The sequence below is a fragment of the Microcoleus sp. PH2017_08_TRC_O_A genome, from assembly GCF_020738665.1.
Classification (GTDB): Bacteria; Cyanobacteriota; Cyanobacteriia; order Cyanobacteriales; family Microcoleaceae; genus Microcoleus.
On record NZ_JAEQCE010000070.1, the window covers coordinates 1 to 23,314 of the forward strand.

At 45.5% G+C, this 23,314-nt stretch carries 21 protein-coding genes; 11 read left to right on the forward strand and 10 right to left on the reverse strand.

The window, feature by feature from the left end:
• Positions 1–193, reverse strand: a 193-nt coding sequence (locus tag JGK22_RS22995) for a hypothetical protein (RefSeq protein WP_293197550.1), incomplete at its 3' end; no start/stop codon positions are given.
• A 177-nt stretch (positions 194–370) separates the two neighbouring features.
• On the opposite strand from JGK22_RS22995, the gene JGK22_RS23000 reads away from it, so the two are divergent.
• The 3 genes from JGK22_RS23000 to JGK22_RS23010 all read left to right on the forward strand — a co-directional run bounded on the left by JGK22_RS23000 (position 371) and on the right by JGK22_RS23010 (position 3,972).
• The gene (locus tag JGK22_RS23000; protein WP_293177549.1) at positions 371–3,292 is read left to right on the forward strand and encodes an AAA family ATPase; all 2,922 of its coding nucleotides are present in this window, start codon (positions 371–373) and stop codon (positions 3,290–3,292) included.
• An 81-nt stretch (positions 3,293–3,373) separates the two neighbouring features.
• Entirely contained in the window at positions 3,374–3,604 is a 231-nt protein-coding gene (locus JGK22_RS23005; protein ID WP_293177552.1) for a DUF433 domain-containing protein, read from the forward strand.
• Positions 3,601–3,972, forward strand: coding sequence for a DUF5615 family PIN-like protein (locus tag JGK22_RS23010; RefSeq protein ID WP_293177555.1), 372 nt, complete (start codon positions 3,601–3,603; stop codon positions 3,970–3,972). The genes JGK22_RS23005 and JGK22_RS23010 overlap by 4 nt, the downstream gene beginning before the upstream one ends.
• Positions 3,973–4,004: 32 nt before the next feature.
• Here the strand turns inward: JGK22_RS23010 and JGK22_RS23015 are convergent, their stop codons facing one another.
• Positions 4,005–4,232, reverse strand: coding sequence for a hypothetical protein (locus JGK22_RS23015; RefSeq protein ID WP_293177558.1), 228 nt, complete (start codon positions 4,230–4,232; stop codon positions 4,005–4,007).
• A gap of 471 nt (positions 4,233–4,703) precedes the next feature.
• Here JGK22_RS23015 and treS point away from each other — a divergent pair, with 471 nt between their 5' ends.
• Positions 4,704–8,081 carry a maltose alpha-D-glucosyltransferase gene (gene treS / locus JGK22_RS23020; RefSeq protein WP_363319173.1) on the forward strand — a complete coding sequence of 1,126 codons (3,378 nt, stop codon included), beginning with the start codon at positions 4,704–4,706 and terminating at the stop codon, positions 8,079–8,081.
• Between the two features lie 250 nt (positions 8,082–8,331).
• On the opposite strand, the gene JGK22_RS23025 is transcribed toward treS, so the two are convergent.
• Positions 8,332–8,652 carry a 2Fe-2S iron-sulfur cluster-binding protein gene (locus JGK22_RS23025; RefSeq protein ID WP_293157012.1) on the reverse strand — a complete coding sequence of 107 codons (321 nt, stop codon included), beginning with the start codon at positions 8,650–8,652 and terminating at the stop codon, positions 8,332–8,334.
• A 233-nt stretch (positions 8,653–8,885) separates the two neighbouring features.
• On the reverse strand, positions 8,886–9,533 hold the full coding sequence (locus JGK22_RS23030) for a sigma-70 family RNA polymerase sigma factor (protein ID WP_293177564.1): 648 nt from the start codon (positions 9,531–9,533) through the stop codon (positions 8,886–8,888).
• Between the two features lie 223 nt (positions 9,534–9,756).
• Between JGK22_RS23030 and JGK22_RS23035 the strand changes: the two genes are divergently transcribed.
• The gene (locus JGK22_RS23035; protein WP_293313778.1) at positions 9,757–10,551 is read left to right on the forward strand and encodes a phage Gp37/Gp68 family protein; all 795 of its coding nucleotides are present in this window, start codon (positions 9,757–9,759) and stop codon (positions 10,549–10,551) included.
• A gap of 169 nt (positions 10,552–10,720) precedes the next feature.
• Positions 10,721–11,191: an RNase H family protein gene (locus JGK22_RS23040; protein WP_293206767.1), complete on the forward strand. Its 471-nt coding sequence runs from the start codon at positions 10,721–10,723 to the stop codon at positions 11,189–11,191.
• Positions 11,192–11,197: 6 nt separating this feature from the next.
• Here JGK22_RS23040 and JGK22_RS23045 read toward each other — a convergent pair whose 3' ends face one another.
• Together JGK22_RS23045 and JGK22_RS23050 are read right to left on the reverse strand one after the other, a co-directional pair.
• Positions 11,198–15,133, reverse strand: a complete 3,936-nt coding sequence (locus tag JGK22_RS23045; protein WP_293313790.1) for a hydantoinase B/oxoprolinase family protein — start codon at positions 15,131–15,133, stop codon at positions 11,198–11,200.
• Between the two features lie 70 nt (positions 15,134–15,203).
• Positions 15,204–16,064, reverse strand: a complete 861-nt coding sequence (locus JGK22_RS23050) for a M20/M25/M40 family metallo-hydrolase (protein WP_293224853.1) — start codon at positions 16,062–16,064, stop codon at positions 15,204–15,206.
• A 47-nt stretch (positions 16,065–16,111) separates the two neighbouring features.
• On the opposite strand from JGK22_RS23050, the gene JGK22_RS23055 reads away from it, so the two are divergent.
• From JGK22_RS23055 to JGK22_RS23065, 3 genes are all read left to right on the forward strand, one after another.
• A complete protein-coding gene (locus tag JGK22_RS23055) occupies positions 16,112–17,278 on the forward strand; it encodes an AAA family ATPase (RefSeq protein ID WP_293313781.1) in 1,167 nt (388 codons plus the stop codon).
• An 81-nt stretch (positions 17,279–17,359) separates the two neighbouring features.
• Positions 17,360–17,650 carry a hypothetical protein gene (locus tag JGK22_RS23060; RefSeq protein WP_293177582.1) on the forward strand — a complete coding sequence of 97 codons (291 nt, stop codon included), beginning with the start codon at positions 17,360–17,362 and terminating at the stop codon, positions 17,648–17,650.
• Positions 17,617–18,066, forward strand: a complete 450-nt coding sequence (locus tag JGK22_RS23065) for a PIN domain-containing protein (protein WP_293201069.1) — start codon at positions 17,617–17,619, stop codon at positions 18,064–18,066. The genes JGK22_RS23060 and JGK22_RS23065 overlap by 34 nt, the downstream gene beginning before the upstream one ends.
• Here the strand turns inward: JGK22_RS23065 and JGK22_RS23070 are convergent.
• A complete protein-coding gene (locus JGK22_RS23070; RefSeq protein ID WP_293313784.1) occupies positions 18,063–19,133 on the reverse strand; it encodes a DMT family transporter in 1,071 nt (356 codons plus the stop codon). The genes JGK22_RS23065 and JGK22_RS23070 overlap by 4 nt on opposite strands.
• 91 nt (positions 19,134–19,224) lie before the next feature.
• A complete protein-coding gene (locus JGK22_RS23075; RefSeq protein WP_293206769.1) occupies positions 19,225–19,587 on the reverse strand; it encodes a hypothetical protein in 363 nt (120 codons plus the stop codon).
• 143 nt (positions 19,588–19,730) lie between these two features.
• On the opposite strand from JGK22_RS23075, the gene sppA reads away from it, so the two are divergent.
• On the forward strand, positions 19,731–20,549 hold the full coding sequence (sppA, locus tag JGK22_RS23080) for a signal peptide peptidase SppA (protein WP_293206771.1): 819 nt from the start codon (positions 19,731–19,733) through the stop codon (positions 20,547–20,549).
• A 236-nt stretch (positions 20,550–20,785) separates the two neighbouring features.
• Positions 20,786–21,193, forward strand: coding sequence for a chorismate mutase (aroH, locus tag JGK22_RS23085; protein WP_293177591.1), 408 nt, complete (start codon positions 20,786–20,788; stop codon positions 21,191–21,193).
• Between the two features lie 468 nt (positions 21,194–21,661).
• Here the strand turns inward: aroH and JGK22_RS23090 are convergent, their stop codons facing one another.
• Entirely contained in the window at positions 21,662–22,237 is a 576-nt protein-coding gene (locus JGK22_RS23090; RefSeq protein ID WP_293197554.1) for a Uma2 family endonuclease, read from the reverse strand.
• Positions 22,238–22,370: 133 nt separating this feature from the next.
• Entirely contained in the window at positions 22,371–23,261 is an 891-nt protein-coding gene (gene crtR / locus JGK22_RS23095) for a beta-carotene hydroxylase (protein ID WP_293177805.1), read from the reverse strand.
• Positions 23,262–23,314 lie beyond the last annotated feature (53 nt).

Consider the following 23,314-nt stretch of genomic DNA (forward strand, 5'->3'; position numbering starts at 1 on the left):
TAAAATTTTTAGTAGAGCAATAAAGAGGTTTGATCGTTCGGACTTTAGTCCGCAGAAATTGATGCGGACTAAAGTCCGAACGATCGAACCAAGACATAATTATGAGGCGGCAGTGCCGTGTCTGTACAGTATTGTAGGCAATGGAGAACCTGTATATTTTCATAAGTTCGATCGCCCGATCCGGTCGTACCACACAAATTTTTGCGGTGGATTGCGGACTGTAAGCTTGTACAAGCAGTCAATTGTGTTGCAACTTCGGCGCTCGTTAACCGCACTCATAGATTAACAATCGTGTTTCAAGATTAAGATAGTTGTGAGACCATGTATGAACGGATAACAACAGGAATCCCCTTGATTGCGAGGAACCAACGTGCAGCCAACAGACCCTAGCAAATTTACAGATCAAGCCTGGGAAGCCATAGTCAAATCCCAGGATGTAGCCCGCCGCTTTGCCAATCAGCAGCTAGAGGTTGAACATTTAGCGATCGCCATTCTAGAACAGCAAGCCCTAGCAAACAGCATTCTCAGCAAGGCCGGAGTCGATGTCCCCCGCTTGGCGCAACAGTTAGATGCTTTTGCCAAACGACAGCCGAGAGTTGCCAACGCTGACCAACTATACCTCGGCCGCGGCTTAGAAGTGATGTTAGATGCTGCTGAGTCTGCCAGACAGGCTTGGCAAGATAATTTTATCGCCGTTGAACATTTATTAATAGGCTTGCTAGAAGATGAACGAGTTGGTAGGCGATTGCTGACTAAGGGCGACGGGCCGCCGGGCCGCCCCGGATACGATCGCAAACCGGCCCCCGGTACGATCGATCGCGCGAAACTCGAAGAAGCAATCAAATCAATTCGTGCTACTACCAAAGTCAAAGATCAAAAGCAAACCCAAAGTCAAAGTCAAAGTCAAAACCAAAATTCTGACGCCAACTCCGACGCCCTCACTAAATACGGGCGCGATTTGACAGAAGCGGCAAAAGCAGGCAAACTCGACCCAGTAATCGGCCGCGACGAGGAAATCCGCCGCGTCGTGCAAGTTCTTTCCCGCCGTCAGAAAAACAATCCAGTGTTAATTGGCGATCCCGGAGTCGGAAAAACTGCGATCGCCGAAGGTTTAGCCCAGCGCATTGTCAACGGCGATGTACCGGAATCTTTGAAAAATCGCCAACTATTCAGCCTCGATATGGGCAGTTTAATTGCTGGGGCAAAATTCCGGGGCGAATTTGAAGAACGATTGCGTTCTGTGCTGCGAGAAGTTATCGATTCCGACGGGCAAATTGTCCTATTTATTGATGAATTGCACACGGTTGTTGGCACTGGCGGCGGCGGAAGTTCCGGTTCGGGAATGGATGCCGGAAATTTGTTGAAACCAATGTTAGCCAGAGGTGAATTGCGCTGTATCGGCGCTACAACTCTCGATGAATTCCGCAAAAATATTGAAAAAGATCCGGCACTGGAACGCCGCTTTCAACAAGTATTTGTCGGGGAACCGACTGTGGAAGATACTGTTTCAATTTTACGCGGATTGAAAGACCGTTACGAACGCCACCACGGGGTAAAAATTACCGATTCGGCGCTGGTTGCTGCTGCTACTCTGTCTTTTCGCTATATTTCCGATCGCTTTTTGCCGGATAAGGCGATCGACCTTGTAGACGAAGCGGCCGCCCATTTGAAAATGGAGATTACCTCCAAACCCGTGGAATTGGAAGGGATTGACCGCCGGGTGATGCAGTTGGAAATGGAAAAATTGTCGATCGAAGGTGAGGGTAAAGGCGCTCTATCCCCGGGAATCGGCCCCCGCATCGAACGCATCACATCGGAGATTGACATTTTAAAAGTCAAGCAGGAAAAACTGTCTTCTCAGTGGTTGGGCGAAAAGCAGTTGTTGGATGCAATCAATAAATTGAAAGCAGAAGAAGACCAGTTGCGAGTCCAAATCGAACAAGCAGAAAGAGCTTACGATTTGAATAAAGCGGCGCAGTTGAAGTACGGTAAATTGGAGACTGCGGTGCGCGATCGCGAAGCCAAGGAAGCCGAACTTTTGAAACAACAAGCTCAAGGTTCCTCGCTGCTGCGGGAAAAAGTTACTGAGGGCGATATTGCGGAAATTGTTGCTAAATGGACGGGAATTCCGGTCAATCGGTTGTTGGAATCGGAACGCCAAAAATTGCTGCAATTGGAAAGCCATTTGCACAAGAAAGTCATCGGTCAAGAAGAGGCTGTAACGGCGGTTGCTGCGGCGATTCGGCGGGCGCGGGCGGGGATGAAAGATCCCGGTAGACCGATCGGCTCTTTCTTGTTCATGGGCCCCACAGGCGTCGGTAAAACTGAGCTAGCGCGGGCGTTGGCGGAGTTTTTGTTTGACAGCGATGATGCGATTATCCGCATCGATATGTCGGAATATATGGAGAAGCAAAATGTCTCCCGGTTGGTAGGAGCTCCCCCCGGATACGTCGGTTACGATGAAGGGGGACAACTTTCGGAAGCAGTGCGAAGACGCCCTTATTCGGTGGTGCTATTTGACGAAGTGGAAAAGGCGCACCCTGATATATTTAACATTTTGCTGCAAGTGTTGGATGACGGCAGAATTACCGATTCTCAAGGTCGAGTGGTTGACTTTAAGAATACCGTCATTGTGATGACAAGCAATATCGGCAGCGACCACATTTTAGAAGTGTTTGCTAAGAAGGGAAAAACTACCAAAAAACCTGCTGCTAGGAAGCAGGAACCGAAGGAGGTGTCAATTCCCAAGACTGATTATAAAGTTGCTGATGATGGCACTGTCGAGGTATCTGCCCAGCGAGTCGATATCTCAGACAAGAGTGAAAAAGACAATAGTGAAAGTGAAGATTTACCGACTCAAGAACGGGAGACAGACCAAGAGTACGAACAAATGTTAAAACGGGTGATGACTGCTTTGCGATCGCACTTCCGGCCGGAGTTTCTTCAGCGGGTGGACGAGACAATTTTGTTCCACACTTTGAGCAAGACGGAACTGCGACAAATCGTCACCATTCAAGTCAAGCGGATCGAGCGGCTGTTGGCGGAGCAAAAAATCACTTTGGAACTGTCCGATGCTGCGAAAAACCACATTACAGATGTCGGTTACGACCCAGTTTACGGCGCTCGTCCCCTGAAACGCGCCATCCAGCGGGAGTTGGAAAACCCGCTAGCTAACAAAATTCTCGAAAATGCGTTTGTTGAAGGTGACACAATTGCGATCGACTGCGTAAATAACCATTTGCAGTTTCGTAAAAAAGACTCTCTCCCCGCGTTGGTAGGTAACAGTTTGTAGTTGTGTTAGGAACAGGCTTTCCGGCCTGTTCCACAAAAAAGAAATCTTCTTGTTTCCCAGAAAGCCTGGTAGTTTAAAATCATGAAACAACTAACTAGAATCACTCTGAATCCAGAAGTAATGGGAGGAAAACCCTGCATTCGCGGCTTGCGAGTCACTGTTGGCACGATAGTCGGACTGATGGCATCGGGACACTCACCGTCAGGCATTTTGCAGGCTTATCCCTACCTGGAAGAAGCAGATATATATGAAGCGCTTGCCTATGCAGCGTGGCGAGTTGAAGAAGTAGAAATTCCTCTCAAAATAGCGTGAAAATTTTGATTGATATGAACCTGTCACCTGAGTGGACTGTCGTATTTACTAAATACGGAATAGAGTCTCTTCATTGGTCTACAGTCGGCGATCCTCGTGCCACAGATCGCGTTATTATGGAATGGGCGCGAGTAAATGACTATGCCGTATTCACTCATGATTTAGATTTTGGCGCACTGCTGGCCGCAACCCAAGCTGATGCTCCCAGTGTCATTCAAGTGCGTATTCAAGACGTGCTGCCTGCTAATATAGAGAGTTTGATTGTGGAAGTGTTACATCAATTTGAGCCACAAATTGAGTCGGGGGCGTTCATTTCTGTGGATGAAACGCGCTCTAGGGTGAGAATTTTGCCGATTACACTTCGATAATTATTTATGGCCTGTTCTGCTGCTTAATATTACTAATTAGCCATCGTGCGACTGGTGTAAGCATCCATGCTGTAGGCGGGAACGCGAACAGTGTAATCAATTTCTGTTCCAGTCATCGATTTTGCCAGTTGTTCAAAAGATTCATTGCTCCAATTGCGATCGTGAATGGGCTTGGACTGTTCGCCCAGGAAATATGCTTGAGTGCCAATTAAAGATGCTGCGACCCAACCGACGACCAAAAGAGCGATTACAATAGTCATTTTTGCTATTTCCTTAAACTTTTGTTGCTTTATGTAAACAAATGTAACAAAAATTTACAAACAGCGTCAAGGCAGTGTAGTGTCGTGCAAACCGTCCGGTAGGTAGTAAAAACCGTCACTCCGACGGCCGCCGGAGAGGGTTCGAGGGGGAGAGGGGACACGGGGAAAGGATTTATATATAAGTATGTAGGGCGTGCACCGCCAAGCACGGGTCTGTAATACGGCGATCGAGATCCGAATCATGAACTGTATCCGCAATAACAAATAAGATTGTTTAATTTTTTTAGTTAAGAACTTATAAGTTTTGCGTTCATAAATTACGATTAAAACTCTACCACTGGCATGACGAATCGCGATAGAATTATGCGTTATGATTTATCAGTTTGGATTTTTCACTAACAAATCCAAATTACCAAATCCAAATTACCAAATCCAAATTACCATTCTCCCATAAAAATTATGCCAAACTCAATGTTAAATAACGATCCCTTGTGGTTCAAAGACGCCATCATTTACGAAGTACCAATTCGCGCTTTTGCAGACAGCAATGCAGACGGCATCGGCGACTTTCGGGGACTCACAGAAAAACTAGATTACCTGCAAAACTTGGGAGTAACAGCAATTTGGGTACTGCCATTTTTTCCCTCGCCACTCCGAGACGACGGCTACGATACATCTCACTATACCACCGTCAACCCGATTTACGGCACGTTAGACGACTTTAAAGAGCTTTTAGAAGCAGCGCACCAGCGCGGAATTCGAGTTATTATTGAGTTAATTGTCAACCACACTTCCGACCAGCACGCATGGTTTCAGCGAGCGCGGCGCGCCCCGAAAGGCAGTAACGAAAGAGATTTTTATGTGTGGAGCGATACGCCGGAAAAATATCAAGATGCTCGGATTATTTTTCAAGATTTTGAAACTTCTAATTGGGCTTGGGATGCGGTAGCAAAAGCTTATTACTGGCACCGTTTTTATTCTCACCAACCAGATTTAAATTACGACAATCCCGCCGTCCGCCAAGCCATCTTAGATGTGGTAGACTTTTGGTTGGAACTGGGAGTAGATGGACTGCGAATGGATGCCGTGCCTTATCTGTACGAGCGGGAAGGTACTAACTGCGAAAACCTGCCAGAAACTCACGTATTTCTCAAGCATTTGCGGCAGCACGTAGATGAGAAATTCCCGAACCGGATGCTGCTTGCTGAGGCGAATCAGTGGCCGGAGGATGCGGTTGAATATTACTCGGGTGGCGATGAATGTCACATGAATTTTCATTTCCCGCTGATGCCGCGTTTATTTATGGCTTTGCACATGGAAGATAGCTTCCCAATTAGCGATATTCTCCAGCAAACTCCGCAGATTCCTAATAATTGTCAGTGGGCATTGTTTTTGCGGAATCATGATGAATTGACGCTGGAAATGGTGAGCGATGAAGACCGAGATTATATGTATCGGGTTTACGCTCAAGATACTCAGGCGAGAATTAATTTGGGTATCCGCCGCCGCTTGGCTCCGCTGATGGGAAATAACCGCCGCCGCATTGAGTTGATGAATGCTTTGCTGCTGTCTCTTCCTGGTACGCCGGTGCTTTACTACGGCGATGAGATTGGGATGGGTGATAATATCTATTTGGGCGATCGCAACGGGGTGAGAACTCCGATGCAGTGGAGTAGCGATCGCAATGCCGGTTTCAGCCGCGCTAACCCGCAGCGGCTGTACGCGCCACCAATCGTTGACCCTGAATATCACTACGAATCTGTGAACGTGGAAGCGCAGCGGGCGAATCCAAGTTCACTCTGGTGGTGGATGAAACGCTTGATTGCTGTGCGCCAGCGCTTCCAAGCATTCGGCCGCGGCACTTGCGAGTTTCTGTACCCAGAAAACCGCAAAGTTTTAGCTTTTGTTCGCACTTATCAAGACGAACACATCCTCGTAGTCGCTAATTTGTCGCGCTTCGTGCAGACGGCAGAATTAGACCTTTCTCCGTTTAAAGGTGCTGTGCCGGTGGAGATTTTCGGTCGCGCTGAGTTTCCACCTGTTGGCGAATCACCTTACTTTTTGAGTTTGAGTCCTCACACATTTTACTGGTTTACTCTTACTCCTAAACCCGAAGAATTTTCGCTGCACGGTTTTAAGACAAACTTGCCTAGTTTGGCGGTAATCGGCAATTGGAAAACCGCTTTTGTAACAAGTCAATTAAGCGAGATGCTACTCTCTCTTTTGCCAAACTATTTACGCAGCAATCGCTGGTTCATCGGTGCAGATAGGACGATTCAATCGTTGGAAATTAGTGAAATTATTCCTGTAGAATGTCACAATGGTGCGGGAGAAGAATCTACAGTTTACATTCTGTTTGTGCTGTTGAATTATACAGAAGGTATGCCGGAAACTTACGTTTTGCCCGTAGGTTGGGAAGAGATGAAAGGCGATGCGGACGATCGCGCGATCGCACGCCTGCACTTCCCTGAAAGCAACGAAGCCGGGGTGCTATTTGATGCTGCTGGGGACAAAGGCCTGCTGAGCGCGCTGCTGGGGGCGATCGGCAATTCTCGCAGTTACAAAGGTACAGCAGGTCAACTGGTGGGAATTGCCGACATTGCATTCAACTCAGACCAAGATTTATCGCAGCTCGAACCTCACCTGTTCAAAAAAGAACAAAGCAATACATCCGCAGCTTACGGCGATCGCTACGTCCTAAAAATATTGCGAAAAGTCGAAGAAGGAATCAACCCCGAATTAGAAATCGGACGCTTTTTAACCGATCGCAACCCGATCCAACACTACGCTCCAATTGCCGGAGCCTTGGAATATCACACAGCCGAAAAACAAGTAATTACAGTCGGAATACTGCAAAAACTAATCCCCGACAGCAGGGACGCTTGGTCTTATACATTAGACACGCTGCGCGACTATTTCGAGCAAGTAATGACAGTAGAAGCCAAGCATTTAGGCGATAATTTATCGACAGATCCCGAAAACTATTTACCCAGCGCTTTGACCGCACAAATGCGGCAACCAAACTCTCTAGTAGCCGATTTATCCCTAGAAATTCCGGCCTTAGCTCGCGAACTAATCGGCTCTTACTTAGCATCAGCCGAACTTTTAGGTCAGCGGACAGCGGAACTTCACCTCGCTTTAGCTTCAGACACCGAAAATCCCGCTTTTGCTCCAGAAAACTTCACCTCATTTTACCAGCGTTCCATCTACCAACACATGAGAAATATGGCAGGAAGAACTTTGCTGCTGCTGAAAAAGCGGCTGTCAAAACTGCCGCCAGAAGCGCATAAACTAGCACAAAATCTCCTAAACCGGGAAGAGTTGCTGATGGAACGTTTCAAGTCTATTTTGAACTTGAGAATCACGGCGGATCGAATTCGCTGTCACGGGGACTTCCATTTCGGACAAGTTCTTTATACAGGTAAAGACTTCGTAATTATTGATTTCGGAGGAGAACGGAATCGACCGTTAAGCGAGCGGCGGATGAAAAGATCGCCCCTGCGAGATGTGGCGGGAATGCTACAATCTTTCAATTATGCTGTTACTTTGGCACTGCGAAATGAAGTTGAAAGCGGTATGATCCGCCCTGAAAATCTTCCGGAGATGCAGCAGTGGGCGAATGTTTGGCACCGCTGGGTCAGCCTCACTTTTCTTAACAGCTATTTGGTAACAGCAGCCGATGCCAGTTTCTTGCCAAAATCTATACCAGAACTACAAGTTTTGCTGGATGCTTACATTTTGGAAAAAGGGGTTGCTGAGCTGGCATACGAACTCAATTACCGCTTGGATTGGGCGGAAATTCCGCTGAAGCGGATTCTGGAATTGTTGAAATTTAATGGCAAGCCGTAGTTGATTTTTAAGTAGTGAGTAGGGTGCTTGTGGCGCACCTGGCATTAACTCGTTTCTGCTGGTATACGAATAATAATTCTCTGAATTTAGTGCTGTCTCGCTCGCGATGACAGATCGCTCGCGAGACAGCACTATAATATAATTATGATGTCACGGAATTTGACAGCTCGCGATCGGGACAGCACTATAATATGCACACCTTTGTGGAATCGCGATCGAGACTCTGACAATATATAATACGCATCTGGCATTACTTAAAATAGAGAGCTGCTTCATATAAAACTTTTTCTTGATGAGTTAACAAAGTGCAGTCAGAAAGCGGGTAAGCGACACAGGTAACAGCGTAGCCAGCTTGCAATTCTGAGGGCTTCAAAAACTTTTGTTCGCTTTGGTCGATTTCACCGCTAAGCAGTTTGGCAACGCAAGCAGAACACTCTCCTTGCTTGCATCCATTCGGCAAGCGGATGCCGGCATCTTCTGCCATATCTAGGATATACTGGTCGTCCGGTACTGCGATCGTGCGATCGAGCGATCGCTCCTCATTCACCAGCCGAACTTGATAAACTGCCATTTTCACCTCTGATATTATTTCCGACTATTAGTGCGGTTGAAACCGATTTTTGTCAAATACAATCGAGACTCGGCGGTTGAAACCGCGTCTACACAAACGAAGTCCGCCTCCGCGGACTAAAGAATAATTGATGTTAGCTTCTTGATATCGGCGATTGAAACCTCTTCTTGTCAAACAAAGTCCGCAGCAGAGGGGGACTGAAGAATAATTGATATTAGCGGAATTCTCGGCTGCTAGACAAGTGCTTGTTGATAATCGAGATTTTCATCCAGATAAATAGCGCGAATATCCTGCGGCAAATTTGACTCTAAAGTTTGATATCCTTTTTGCAGCAAAGCCCTAACTTGAGCGGGCGAAATAGCTTCACCTTCTGCTTGCAAATAAGCTGCAATTCGAGTTTCGCTCCAGCGGAAAGTCTGGGCCATCAACACGACTAAACGTGGCAGTGGCGCCAACAATTCTAAGGCTTGTCTGACGTAACACCACAGGGGAGGCGAAGCGGATTGCAAAGAGTAGTGAATAGACTCAACTGGGGGTAATTCGGCTTGATTGATGCAGACAGCGGTGACATTAATCAGCCAGTTTTGGAGACTGAGATTGTCGCCATCAGGATCTTGGGTTTCGCGGCGCAAATCGAGGCCTCGGAGCTCGTGATAGATGTGCTGCCAGGTGTGGGCGAAGAGGTAATCGCCTTGTACGGGCGATCGCACGGAATGGCGGATCAGGGAGTGTACAATTTGAGCGTAGCGGCAAAAAATCGCCGTGAAGAAGCGGCCCTGATCGGGATGGTTTTGAAACAGGGTCAATAATTCCTGATCGCTGTGATGGAACAGGGATTTGACCACAGGGTGGTTGAGTTCGGAAAAAACTGGTGCTTGCACAATTGTTCTGTAAAGGTTTTGGGTATCAATGCTGTTGCAGCCCGATTCTACACTACGATCTACATTTAATGCAACTGCTTAAAAAGTGTTGATACTTAAGTCAATTTTAATTATATAATGGAGTTGTAGGTGATGCTGCATTAATCTAAATTGATACATATAAATTCTATGTATCCAGCGCATCTAAAAAGATAATTAGTTGTTTCAAGGGTCAAGTGTTTGTATGTCTAGCATTAATACTGGTATCGAGTGGTGCGATCGCACATGGAATCCAACAACTGGCTGCGATAAAGTCAGTCCCGGCTGCACCCATTGTTATGCAGAAGCATTAACAAAAAGGTTTCACACTAATTTTCCTAACGGCTTTGATTTAACACTCCATAGGAATCGCTTGGAAGAACCAAAACGCTGGCGAAAACCGAGCCGTATTTTCGTGAACTCGATGAGCGATTTATTTCATGAAGAAGTGCCAATAGATTTTCTCAAAGAAGTTTTTGAGGTAATGCGTGAAACTCCCTGGCATATATATCAAATTCTGACCAAAAGACACGAACGCCTTCGAGAAATAGCTGACAAATTAGACTGGCATGATAATATTTGGATGGGAGTTTCTGTTGAAAATCAAAACTACGTTAACAGGATTGACTGTTTGCGACAAGTGCCAGCCAAAGTCAGATTTTTATCATGCGAACCGCTTTTAGGTAATTTAGAACTAGATTTAACAGACATTCACTGGGTAATTGTTGGCGGAGAATCTGGGGTAAAACATCGTCCCATCCAACCAGAATGGGTTGATAATATTAAGCAGCAATGTCAAGATGCTGAAGTTGCATTTTTCTTTAAGCAATGGGGAGGTAGAACACCTAAAGCTGCTGGGAGACTTCTGCATGATAAAATTTGGGATGAGATGCCGGAAGCATGGGATAAACATCAAAGGCAATGGAATCGTTACACTTTGACAACAAGCAGAGATAGAGGACACGTCAGTGGCGTGTGCCTACAGGAATCGATTGCTTGAGGAGTGTACTTCATCAACGTGACATCTCCTGTCTATCTATAATATGGTTTATTTTACTACTAAATACACTACAGTACAATCTACCTTTAGTGCAAAGGCTTAAAAATTGTCAATATTTAAGTAAAATTAATTATATAATGTTGAAATTTCCTGAATAAGTTATACAATCATGAGCAACTTGAAACAAGTTAGCATTTATACTCGCGGTATAACTATGGCGAGCGGTGCTGGTGGATATGGGGCAATCTTGCTGTATGAAAATTTTCGCAAGGAATTATGTGGCGGATTTCAGTTAAGTACAAATAATCGTATGGATATTATTGCTGCAATTGAAAGTCTGAAAGCACTCAAAACAAGATGTAAAGTGACGCTATACAATAACAACGGCTACCTTGTAGATGCTATTGCCAACAATTGGGCGATTCGCTGGCAGGCTAATAACTGGAAAAATAGTGACAATAAACCTAGTGCTAACGTAGATTTGTGGGAGCAACTACTTCTATTATGTTCACAACACGATGTTGAGTTTATTAGAATTAAGCAATGTGCGGGCAACCAAAAGTATCAACGCTGCAATTATGTTGCCAGACAGGCAGCAAATCAACAAAAATTACCGGTAGATGAAGGCTATCAACCGTAAAACTCGCTACAAATAACCATAACCTCCGCCCCCCGGAGTCTCAATGACAAACACATCCCCGGGCTGCATTTCGACACTCGCCGTACTCCCCAATTCCTCAACATTTCCATCAAATCTTTCAACATAACTCCGGCCAACTTTCCCCGCTTCACCTCCATGCAAACCACACGGAGAAATCACTCGCCTCCCCGATAAAATTCCCGCCGTCATCGCCTCCAGAAACCGCACTCGCCGCACCACTCCATTACCGCCGCGATGACATCCATTCCCCCCGCTATTAGCCCGGATTGCAAAACTTTCTAACAACACCGGAAACCGCCATTCCAACACCTCTGGATCGGTTAAACGCGAATTAGTCATGTGAGTTTGTACCGCATCTGTGCCGTCGAAATTTGCACCAGCACCCGAACCGCCGCAAATTGTTTCATAATATTGATAGCGTCGATCGCCAAATGTGAAATTATTCATGGTGCCCTGAGAAGATGCGATCGCACCCAGCGCACAATACAAAGCATCCGTAATATTCTGCGAAGTTTCCACATTTCCCGCCACCACCGCCGCCGGATAACGCGGATTCAGCATACAGCCAGCGGGATTGATGATTTCGAGAGGCTTCAAACAGCCAGCATTCAGAGGGATATCGTCATCTACCAAGGTGCGGAAAACGTACAACACAGCCGCTTTACACACCGCAGCGGGAGCATTAAAATTGTTGAATTGTTGGGAAGAAGTGCCAGTAAAATCTATTTTTGCACTGCGCGCAGACTTGTTAATTGTAATAGCTACTTTAATTTGTCCGCCGCTATCCATCGGATAAGTAAACTCGCCATCAGTCAAAACCTCAATTACGCGCCGCACAGATTCTTCAGCATTATCTTGCACAAAACCCATATAAGCTTGTACTGTTTCCAAGCCGTAATGTTCTACCATCTTGACAAGTTCTGCTAAACCGCGATTGTTGGCGGCAATTTGGGCTTGCAAATCGGCGATATTTTGTGCGACATTGCGAACCGGAAAATCCCCGGCTGTCAGAATTTGTAGTAATTCTGTTTCTCGGAATTTACCCTCGCTGACTAGCTGAAAATTGTCAAACAATACGCCTTCTTCAGTGACTATTTTACTATTGGGAGGCATGGAACCGGGAGTGATGCCGCCGATGTCGGCGTGGTGTCCCCGCGAAGCAACATAAAACAAAGGAAGCGAGGAATCACGATTAAATACTGGAGTAATTAGGGTGATATCTGGTAAGTGCGTGCCGCCATTGTAGGGATTGTTAGAAACATAAACATCGCCCGGTTTAATAGTATGACTTTGTGCTAGGATTAAAGCTGAAACACTTTCGCTCATGGAACCGAGATGCACGGGAATGTGCGGCGCGTTGGCAACTAATTGCCCGTTTGCATCGAAGATTGCACAGGAAAAGTCCAGGCGTTCTTTGATGTTGACTGAGGAACTTGTATTTTGTAAAGTCACGCCCATTTGTTCGGCGATCGCGCGAAACAAGTTATTAAAAATTTCTAGCAAAACTGGATCTGATTTAACCGCCGATGAATGGGTTTTAACTGCATTCATCTGTGTGGATCTGCGGTTCAAAATTAAGTCATTGTTTTCGGTGATTTCGCCTTCCCAACCCGGTTCTATGATATTAGTTCCAGTTGCTTCGACAATCATCGCCGGGCCCGTAATGCAGTCGCCAGATCGCAAATCGTCTCTCTGATAAACAGGCGTTTCCCGCCATTCAGCAGCAACATACATTTGTACAGGCAAGATGCCTGTGCCACAAGATGGGGAAGTTGTTGATGCTTCAGCCACAGGCAAGATGCCTGTGCCACAAGATGGGGGATTTGTTGATGCTTCAGCCACAGGCAAGATGCCTGTGCCACAAGATGGGGAAGTTGTATAATTATCAGCCACAGGCAAGATGCCTGTGCCACAAGATGGGGGATTTGTATAATTATCAGCCACAGGCAAGATGCCTGTGCCACAAGATGGGGAAGTTGTAGAATTATCAGCCACAGGCAAGATGCCTGTGCCACAAGATGGGGAAGTTGTAGAATTATCCAGTACATCCATTGTTTCTACAACTTCTACAGAAACTGCTTCTACAATTAGCGATTTTTCCGGCATAATAAAACTGTAACGCTGTCGGTGTGCTGCTTCAAAATCAGCCTGCATCTCCTCAACACTCCCAGCAAAATTCACCATCAAAACCGAATCGCTTCCCTGATATTTAAGATGCAGCTTCCTCACAACCAAAACCTCTTTCTCTCCCTCTGCGCCCTCTGCGCCTCTGCGGTTCAATTCCCCTTTTCCCTCCGCCTCCAATTGCGCTAAAATATCATGCAAATCCGCAATTAATTCAGCAGTTAATAATTGCTCGATCGCCCTTTCGCGCATAGCCCGCACATCAGCCAAACCCATACCGTAGGCGGATAATACCCCCGCGTAGGGATGAATAAACACCCGTTTCATGCCCAAACTATCGGCGATCGCACAAGCGTGTTGGCCGCCCGCACCGCCAAAACAGCACAAGGTATACTCGGAAACGTCGTAACCGCGCTGAAGCGAGATTTTTTTGACCGCATTAGCCATCTTTTCCACCGCGATCGCCAAAAACCCCTCCGCCACCTGTTCCGGTGTCCTCTCGCCCCCAATTTCCCCCGCTAACTGCACGAATTTTTGCTTAACTACGTCAGAGGCGATCGGCAAATCTCCCGTCAATCCAAACACTTTCGGGAAAAAATCAGGCTGAATTTTCCCCAACATCACATTACAATCAGTCACCGTCAAAGGGCCGCCCTTCCGATAGCAAGCAGGGCCTGGATTAGCGCCCGCAGACTCCGGCCCGACACGGTAGCGCGCGCCGTCAAAAAACACGATCGAACCGCCACCGGCTGCTACAGTGTGAATTGCCATCACGGGCGATCGCAATCTCACCCCAGCAATTTCCGTCTCAAATTCGCGTTCGTATTCGCCGTTATAATGGGCAACATCTGTCGAAGTTCCGCCCATATCAAAGGTGATGATTTTGTCAAAACCAGCCTTTTTACTCGTTTGAACTGCACCGACAATTCCCCCAGCCGGGCCTGATAAAATACTGTTTTTTCCTTGAAATTGGGCGGCATCAACTAAGCCGCCGTTTGATTGCATAAACATTAATTGGGGGAATTGGGCATTGGGAATTGGGCATTGGGAATTGGGCATTGGGAATTGGGCATTCCGAGGATCTACCTCAATTAACTCACTGGTTATTTGTTCGACATATCGGCGTAAAATCGGAGATAAATAAGCATCGACAACCGCAGTATCTCCCCGCGAAACTAATTTCATTAAAGGGCTGACTTCGTGAGATACTGATATTTGACTAAAACCAATTTCTCTGGCTATTTGAGCAACTTGTTTTTCGTGTTCCGAATAGCGGTAGCCGTGCATAAAGACGATCGCACAACTGCGAATTCCGTCATCGTAGGCTTGCTGCAAAGCCGGGATAAACTCAGGATTGACAGCAATTAACTCTTCACCTCGGGCGCTGTAACGTTCTGCAACCTCAATAACGCGATCGTACAACATCTCGGGCAGCACAATGTGGCGGGCGAAAATATTCGGGCGATTTTGATAGCCAATTCTCAGCGCATCCCCGAAACCTTTTGTAATTAGCAGAATAGTACGATCGCCCTTACGTTCGAGTAAAGCATTTGTCGCCACCGTCGTCCCCATTTTAATCGCTGCAATCTTGTTCGCCGGTATCGATTCCCCCGCCTCAATCCCCAAAATATCGCGAATTCCTTGCACTGCTGCATCGGTGTAGCGATCGGGATTTTCCGACAGCAGCTTGTGAATAACTAACCTACCGTCGGGCTTTTGGGCGACAATATCGGTAAAAGTACCACCGCGATCGATCCAAAATTGCCACGAAGTGCGATCGGGAAAATCAACATTCATATCTTTTTCTATCATCTTCTTTCTTTATTCCTTCGCGTTTTTCGCGTCTTCGCAGTTCATTAAAATAAAATTATAGATATCGAATAGCCTCAACCAAGCCCCCACAAACACCAGCCAAAAAATCCAAATCCAAAGTCTCAATCTTATCACTCGGTTGATGATAGTGCGGATTCCGCATATTAGCCGTATCCGTCACCATAATCGCCGGATAACCATTATCCCAAAAAGGAACATGATCGCTGCGGCGAGTATCCGGCACAATCAAACCTCGATTCGGCACCGGCAACCACTCGCAATCCTGACCGACTTTGCGGATATTTCTGCTCAAAGTAATCATATCGCGCACAGTCCGCAAGTTCCCAATTAAAGCAATAAAGTTGCCAATATTCGGATAAAAATATTTTAGTCCAGCCGGATAGCTTTGGGAGTTCGGAGTGCGATCGCAATAACCCAACATTTCCAAAGCAATCATCAACCGAATTGACTGTTGCTGTTGCTTGCATTTAGCTGCATAATGCCTGCTTCCCCAACAACCAGATTCTTCCATATCGAACGCAACTAACTGTACTGGATATTTTAGCGGTTGAAGTGCGATCGCCCTTGCGAGTTCCAGCAACACAGCAACACCCGTAGCATTATCATCAGCCCCAGGCGTCCCCGGCACAGTATCGTAATGCGCGCCTATAATAATCGGCAAATTTTCTTGCTTCCCCCCCTTAGCAAGGGGGGGATTGAGGGGGGGTAAATCCAAGATAAAATTGTGATGAATTCGCCCGCGCACCGCAAAATCGTCAATTTCTACAGTGCCCCACTGTCCCAACTGTTCGCGAATGTATTGCTGCACATAGAAGTGCCCTGCGGATGCCAAGTAAGGATTGCGATCGCGTACAATTTGAATTAGGTGGCTGTGCAGGCGTTCTTTTAGATCCATGCGATCGGAGATACAATGAGTACATTCAGATTATAGGGGATTTAATTATGATTAAAGAAGTCAGAATCAAAAATTACAAGTCTATTCAAAAGCTGAAGCTGGAATTAGGACGAGTCACCGTACTGATTGGCGAAAATGGCTGCGGTAAGAGCAATATCTTGGAGGCGATCGCCCTGGCTTCGGCGGCTGCTAATGATAAACTGGATAACGAGTTTCTTGCTGCACGGGGGATTCGGGTGACAGAACCTCGATTTATGCGATCGGCTTTTGAAAAAGATAATCTTACTAAAGATATCAGCATTGAATTAAGACAGAATGATAAAGAACAATTTAGTTGTATTTTACAAAATGATAATTCTCCCTATTCTCAGTGGATTAGTAAAAACTTTTTTGGTAATTCTGAAATATCTACAGAGAATGCTCTTAAACTTTTTGTTGAGCAATACGGGGGACAAGACAAACTTTTATCAATTTTAAAAGGAGCAACTCAACTAACGGAACAAGAATTATCAATATTCAACAAGGATGTAGACTCATTTATTGAATTATATTATCTAAATAAGTTTATTGTTTACTCCCCTGAAAACCCAGCTTTACGAACCTTTGAAAAAGAAGGGCAAATTCAACCATTAGGCATTAATGGTCAAGGCTTGTTTAAACTTATAAATATCTTGAATGCAGATAACCCAGATAAACTCAATCAAATCAAAGACAAGCTGCGATTGATAGATTGGTTTAAAGATTTTGAAATTCCTCACAATCTATCAGCGATGCAAACTTCTCTCCAAATTACAGATAGGTACTTAGATACAGATTTAAGTTACTTTGACCAAAGAAGCTCGAATGAAGGCTTTTTGTTTTTACTCTTTTACTTTACCTTGTTCATAAGCGAACTCACACCTAAATTTTTTGCAATAGATAACATTGACGCTTCCTTAAATCCTCGATTATGTCGCAGATTAATCGAAGAATTAGTCGAACTAGCAAAAAATAACGATAAACAAGTCATCTTGACAACTCATAACCCCGCTGTTTTGGACGGCTTAGATTTAGATGATGATGAACAGCGGTTGTTTGTGATTTCCCGCAACCAATTAGGTTATACTAAAGCTAGACGTATTCTCAACCCGGAACCTTTGGATGGACAAGAACCTGTAGATTTATCAGAGGCATTTTTGAGGGGCTATATCGGCGGACTTCCTGAAAATTTTTAATATGATTAAGTTTGGATTGATTACAAAGGGACTTACCGAATTTTTATGTCCTATAATAGAGACAAAGCTTAGGAGATTAGTATGCAAGCATACAAACTTAGAGGTAAAATAGATGAGGCTGGGAATTTGGTAGTTTTGGAATCCCTGGATATGCCAGCCGGAGATGTGGAAATCATCGTTTGGCCGGTGGCTGATGCGGTTGTCAGTTCCCCACAGCTAGTAATCCAGTCAGAAGAAGCTAACCTTAAAAGAAAAGTGAAAACTAAAATCAAGGCTTTGCAAGCCTGGTTTGAGAATACTCAGCCTGTCCCGCCTGACTTCGATGCAGAGGAAGCTAGATGGGAAGCTTTGAAGGAGAAACACAAGCTATGAAAATCTTGCTAGATACCAATATCATCTTAGATATCGCCCTTGAACGACAGCAATTTTTTGGTGAAAGCGAACAAGTTTTGTCCTTTGTTGAACAGGCACAAGTAGAAGGTTATATTTCAGCCTCTACTTTTGGCGATATTTACTACATCATACGTAAAGTTAAAGGTCGAGATTCAACGCTTGAGTTTTTGAAATATATAGCCACATTTTGTCAAGTGGCGACTGTCGATAGCTCTGCTATTTCAATGGCATTAATTTCCAACTTCAAGGATTTTGAAGATGCGATTCAGTATAGCACTGCCGTAGTCAATCAAATTGATGCCATTGTCACCCGCAACCCGCGAGATTTTCCGGTGACAACTCCTCGAATTGTCACTCCCAATCAGTTAATTGAAGAGTTAACCAATTCTGTCTAAACCTCCGGCTCCAATTCTGTAGCCCGCACTTGCACGGGAAATTCAACTGCATTCAACTCCGACGACTCTAATAACTGCACTTCCTCCTCAGAATTCGCTGCACCATTCCGGCCTTTCCCCAATTTCTCAGCCAAAGTATCCCGCTGATTAATCAAATAAATACTTACCAAAGTCAGCCCGACTCCCATCGATTGCAGCGGATTCAATACTTCGCCCAACAACAAATTCCCGAACAGCAAAGCAAAAATCGGAGTCAGAAACGTTAGAGAACTTAAACTCGTCAAACTGCCGCTTGAAGCAAAGTAAAAGAATAAACCGTAGGCGATCGCACTTCCGAACACAGTAGAATACCCTAAAGCCATCCAACCCGACAAATCGATATTCACAAACTGCCCAGACTCAGTAGCCGCCGAAATCGCCAACAACGGCAAACCGCCTAAAATCATGTGCCAGCCCGTCGCCACCACCGGATCGACATAACGGCAAACCCAGCGCACCAAAACCGTACCCACAGCCATTGACAAAGCCGCCAACAGCATCAACCATTCCCCGCCCTGAAACACACTTTCGATACCCGCAGAAACCTGCACGGTTTCAGGATGAAACAGCCCCAAAATAAAGCCATCCGGCAACCCTATCAAACTGATGCCGATAACGCCAATTACTAAGCCCAACCAGCCCCAAAAACCAATTTTTTCTTGAAACAGCCACAAACACAAAATCGCCACCGCTAGCGGTTGAGAATCAATCATCACTGAACCCAAACCCGCACCGGTTCTCGCCAAACCTTCGGCTAAAAAGCCTTGAAACAAAGTGCCGTCAACTAATGCAAACAGCGAAATCCAAAGCCAAGCTTTCCAACCCTGCGGCTGCTGTTTTCCCATCAATGCCGCCGCCAGCAACACCAACACGCCCGCAGGTAATAAACGCACGACAGCCACAAACAGCGGTGTCGTGTGCGGCATCACCCCTTTCATCGCTACCATCGCGGTTCCCCACAGGAAAAACGGCGCAATGAGTAACAGCGGGGCAAAGGGCAGTTTGGAATCGGTAAGTTTTAGCTGCATGGCGGAGGCTCCAAATAATTGATGAGAGTGGCGCTCTCGGGAATGATGTAGATTTGTTAAGCAATTTTTACAATTATATATCGAAGGTGGGTTAAGTGCGATCGAACGGGCAAGATGCCCGTTCCACAATTTGTGAAATTGGTTGTAGAACAGGCATCTTGCCTGTTGCAGTTCCACAATTTCTGCAATGGTTGTGGAACAGGCATCTTGCCTGTTGCGGTTCGACAATTTGTGAAATTGGTTGTAGAACAGGCATCTTGCCTGTTGCAGTTCCACAATTTCTGCAATGGTTGTGGAACAGGCATTTTGCCTGTTGCAGTTCCAAAATCAGTGAAATGTGTTGTGGAACAGGCATCTTGCCTGTTGCAGTTCCAAAATCAGTGAAATGTGTTGTGGAACAGGCATCTTGCCTGTTGCATTCCAAAATCAGTGAAATGTGTTGTGGAACAGGCATCTTGCCTGTTGCAGTTCCAAAATCAGTGAAATTGGTTGTGGAACAGGCATCTTGCCTGTTGCGAACACAAGCACAACATCTAACCCAATGAATAAGGCACACTAGAAGTGAGATACAAAATTTCACATTGCCCGAAACTGCCCATGATTTGGCCATTCAAGCCCCGCTACCGCAAACAAATCGCCCGCATCGAAGTCACCGGAGCGATCGCCGGAGAAACCCGCAAACGAGTTCTAGAAGCGCTCAAAACCGTTGAAGAGCGCAAATTTCCCGCCTTGCTGCTGCGGATAGACAGCCCCGGCGGCACTGTCGGCGATTCCCAAGAAATTTACAGCGCCCTCAAGCGTTTGGGCGAAAAAATCAAAATAGTCGCCAGTTTTGGCAATATTTCAGCTTCTGGCGGAGTTTACATCGGCATGGGATCTCAACATATCGTTGCTAATCCCGGTACAATTACCGGCAGCATTGGCGTGATTATCCGGGGTAACAATCTAGAGCGACTGTTGGAAAAAGTCGGCGTTTCTTTTCAAGTGATTAAATCCGGGCCCTATAAAGATATCTTGGCATTCGATCGACAATTGACCGAGCCCGAACAGCAAATTCTGCAAGACTTGATCGACAGCAGCTACCAGCAATTCGTGGAAACCGTCGCCGAAGCCCGAAAACTCCCCGTTGAAAACGTCAAAACTTTTGCCGACGGTCGCGTTTTTACCGGCCAGCAAGCCTTAGAATTGGGTTTGGTCGATCGACTCGGAACAGAAGAGGACGCTCGCCGCTGGACTGCCGAACTCGCAGGCCTCGATCCCGAAAAAACCGAATGCTGCACTCTAGAAAAACAAAAACCTTTCCTAAATCGCGTCTTGGGGAGTAGTCTTGATACATCCGGGCTTTGGGCTTACAAAAATTTGCTGGAATTCGAGCTGTCTACTAGCGGTTTACCGCTGTGGCTGTATCGCCCGTGATTAAATAAATTAGTCATTGGTTATTGGTTATTGGTTATTGGTTGTTGGTTGTTGGTTGTTGGTTGTTGGTTGTTGGTTATTGGTTGTTGGTTATTGACAAACCAACAAATAACAAGTAACTCTTCGACTCCGATCGGGGCAACGCAAATAACAAATAACAAGTAACAAATAACAACTAACAAATAACAAGTAACAAATAACCATTGACAACTAGCAACTGACAACTGACATAAAAAATGGAGAATATTTGCGTGGATTGGCAAGTGCGGGCGATTCGCGGGGCAACAACTGCCAGCGATAATTCGGTAGAAGCAATTCGAGAAGCGGTGAGAGAACTGTTAGATGAATTAGAAACAAGAAATAATTTAGATCCGGAATTAATAATTAGTGTTACGTTTTCTGTTACCCGCGATTTGGATGCTGTCTTTCCGGCTGCGATCGCCCGCGAACGCCCTCGGTGGTGCAATGTTCCTTTGTTGGACGTGCAGCAAATGTACGTTAAGGGTTCATTAGAACGCTGCATCCGCTTTTTAATTCACGTCAATTGGCCCGCACACACCGAAATTTATCATCCTTATTTGCGCGGAGCTCAAAATTTGCGGCCCGATTGGAATTTAGCCGTCGCGGTTGCTGCGGAAAAATAAGAAAATCACTTTTTGATTGATTCAAGAGTAAACCCACCAGCCATGGTGGGTTGATTTTTAACTGAGGAATGAAAAGATGTAATAACAAAATGAGTGATTACAAAGGATGGGGAGCATCTCAGTTTTGCATTTAATAGTGCTGTCCCCGCTCGCGTATTATACGATACGCGAGCGGGGACGCTCGCACTATAAGAAAAAAATGCTTTTACAAAAATGAGATGCTCCCAAAGGATGTAACTACTGCCAACATTTTAGAGCAGACGGAACTTGTCCGGCTTTCGATCCAGGTCTAATTCCCTTAATAATTGTTGACGCGCAAATTAAACACACTAAGCCTTTGAAAAATCAGAAAAACACAATTGTTTACGAGCCAACTGAAAAACACATAATGTACAGGTATAGTCCTGATTAAGTATTGATGAAGTTGAGCTATTAGCTGCAATTGTTATGGATTGCAACAGTCTGTTGTTAATCCCAGATTTGCCGTAAATTCAAGGTAAATCCCGGCAACACATCTACCGGAACAGTTTGAGGTTCTTGCAATACCTCAACTTCTCGATCGGGGCGATAAATTTCCATTTGTTGCTTTTTGCGGTTAATTAACAAACCCAGACGACAGCCATTGTCGATATACTCTTGCATTTTGTCTTGAGTTTTTTTCAGGCTATCGCTTGGTGAAAGAATTTCAATCACAAAATCGGGACACAGCGGGATGAATTTTTCTCTTTGTTGTGCAGTCAAAGCCTCCCAGCGAGATTTTTCGACCCAAGAGACATCGGGAGATCGATCGGCTTTGTTTGGTAGAGTAAACCCTGTCGATGAGTCGAAGACTTCGCCGAGTTGAGTTTGCTCGTTCCAGATTGCCAGTTGTACAATCAGTTTGACGTTACGTTTTCCGGTTTCTCCTCCTGTCGGCGGCATCACGATTAATTCTCCATTAGGGTTCCTTTCTAGTTTTAAATCTGGGTTTTCTTGACAGAGTAAATAAAACTGTTCTTCGGTAAGTTTGATAATTGGGTTGAGGTCGAGAGTAATTTGGGTCATGGCAGTTGCGATCGGCTGAATTGAAATAGGCTTCTCCAGCAGATAAATTTATTTTAGCTTACCTTTTTCGGTTGGGATTGGCTTAGATAAAAAACATAAAAAAACCGGCTTCTCGAAGAAACCGGATTTTTTGTCAATCAGTGGCTTTCTTGTGATGCAGCCTAATCCCTAAAAAGATGTCATATATAAAACTCCAAAAGTCCTTTTTACCTTCCAATATTCCCAGACTTTGAGGAGAACCCTTTTCATCTAACAGCGGCTTCACAGCTTCATAAGCTGGCTTGTAATTGTACCAAGGAATTGAAGGCCACAAGTGATGGATCAAATGATAGTTCTGTCCCAAAATTAAAATATTCAGAATTGGACTAGGATATACTCTGGCATTTTTCCAGCGATCGCGCTCGTGAAACGGACGGTGTGGCAAATAATCAAAAAATAAGCCCAAGGCTAACCCCACTACCAAAGCAGGAGAAAACCAAAAGTTCAGCACATAGCCTAAATGGTCGTATTGAATTGAGAGATAAACCACTCCGATCACAAACAAACGGCTGAAAAACCATTCCCAAAGTTCGTATTTCCGCCACAGTTTGCGCTTAAAGAAGAAAATCTCGTGGTAAAAAAACCTCGCAGCAATTAGCCACAGAGGCCCACCCGTAGAAACATAATGGTCTGGATCGTTATCTGGGTCGTTAACGTGGGCGTGATGCTGCATATGTACCCGCGTAAATACCGGGAAAGCAAAGCCCAACATCAGCGCGCTACCGTGTCCCAAAATAGCGTTAATTGTACGATCGCGGTGCGCCGCGTTGTGAGACGCATCGTGAATCACCGTTCCAGCCATGTGCAACGCCAGCACGTTCAGCGAAAAACAACACCAATCCGGCCAGTCCCCGTACCAGTAACCCACAAAGGAAATCGCGATAATCGCTAATGCACTCAAAAACAACAGCAGCGTCGGATTCAAGTCACCCGGAGGACTCAGAAACTCTTTCGGCACTGTCAGCGGCCGTCCTGCCTCCGACATTTTTGTTAACACTCCTTAATATTTCACACTTGCGTAGTATAAGATACAAGTCT

Bases quoted from the DNA above. Each gene is read 5' to 3' on its own strand.
- JGK22_RS23040 (WP_293206767.1), top strand. From the start codon at position 10,721: ATGAGCAACTTGAAACAAGTTAGCATTTATACTCGCGGTATAACTATG.
- JGK22_RS23055 (WP_293313781.1), top strand. From the start codon at position 16,112: ATGATTAAAGAAGTCAGAATCAAAAATTACAAGTCTATTCAAAAGCTG.
- JGK22_RS23090 (WP_293197554.1), bottom strand. From the start codon at position 22,237: ATGACCCAAATTACTCTCGACCTCAACCCAATTATCAAACTTACCGAA.
- treS (WP_363319173.1), top strand. From the start codon at position 4,704: ATGTTAAATAACGATCCCTTGTGGTTCAAAGACGCCATCATTTACGAA.
- JGK22_RS23025 (WP_293157012.1), bottom strand. From the start codon at position 8,652: ATGGCAGTTTATCAAGTTCGGCTGGTGAATGAGGAGCGATCGCTCGAT.
- crtR (WP_293177805.1), bottom strand. From the start codon at position 23,261: ATGTCGGAGGCAGGACGGCCGCTGACAGTGCCGAAAGAGTTTCTGAGT.
- JGK22_RS23045 (WP_293313790.1), bottom strand. From the start codon at position 15,133: ATGAATGTTGATTTTCCCGATCGCACTTCGTGGCAATTTTGGATCGAT.
- JGK22_RS23005 (WP_293177552.1), top strand. From the start codon at position 3,374: ATGAAACAACTAACTAGAATCACTCTGAATCCAGAAGTAATGGGAGGA.
- JGK22_RS23015 (WP_293177558.1), bottom strand. From the start codon at position 4,232: ATGACTATTGTAATCGCTCTTTTGGTCGTCGGTTGGGTCGCAGCATCT.
- JGK22_RS23075 (WP_293206769.1), bottom strand. From the start codon at position 19,587: ATGCCTGTTCCACAACACATTTCACTGATTTTGGAATGCAACAGGCAA.
- JGK22_RS23060 (WP_293177582.1), top strand. From the start codon at position 17,360: ATGCAAGCATACAAACTTAGAGGTAAAATAGATGAGGCTGGGAATTTG.
- JGK22_RS23035 (WP_293313778.1), top strand. From the start codon at position 9,757: ATGTCTAGCATTAATACTGGTATCGAGTGGTGCGATCGCACATGGAAT.
- JGK22_RS23065 (WP_293201069.1), top strand. From the start codon at position 17,617: ATGGGAAGCTTTGAAGGAGAAACACAAGCTATGAAAATCTTGCTAGAT.
- JGK22_RS23050 (WP_293224853.1), bottom strand. From the start codon at position 16,064: ATGGATCTAAAAGAACGCCTGCACAGCCACCTAATTCAAATTGTACGC.
- sppA (WP_293206771.1), top strand. From the start codon at position 19,731: ATGATTTGGCCATTCAAGCCCCGCTACCGCAAACAAATCGCCCGCATC.
- aroH (WP_293177591.1), top strand. From the start codon at position 20,786: ATGGAGAATATTTGCGTGGATTGGCAAGTGCGGGCGATTCGCGGGGCA.
- JGK22_RS23070 (WP_293313784.1), bottom strand. From the start codon at position 19,133: ATGCAGCTAAAACTTACCGATTCCAAACTGCCCTTTGCCCCGCTGTTA.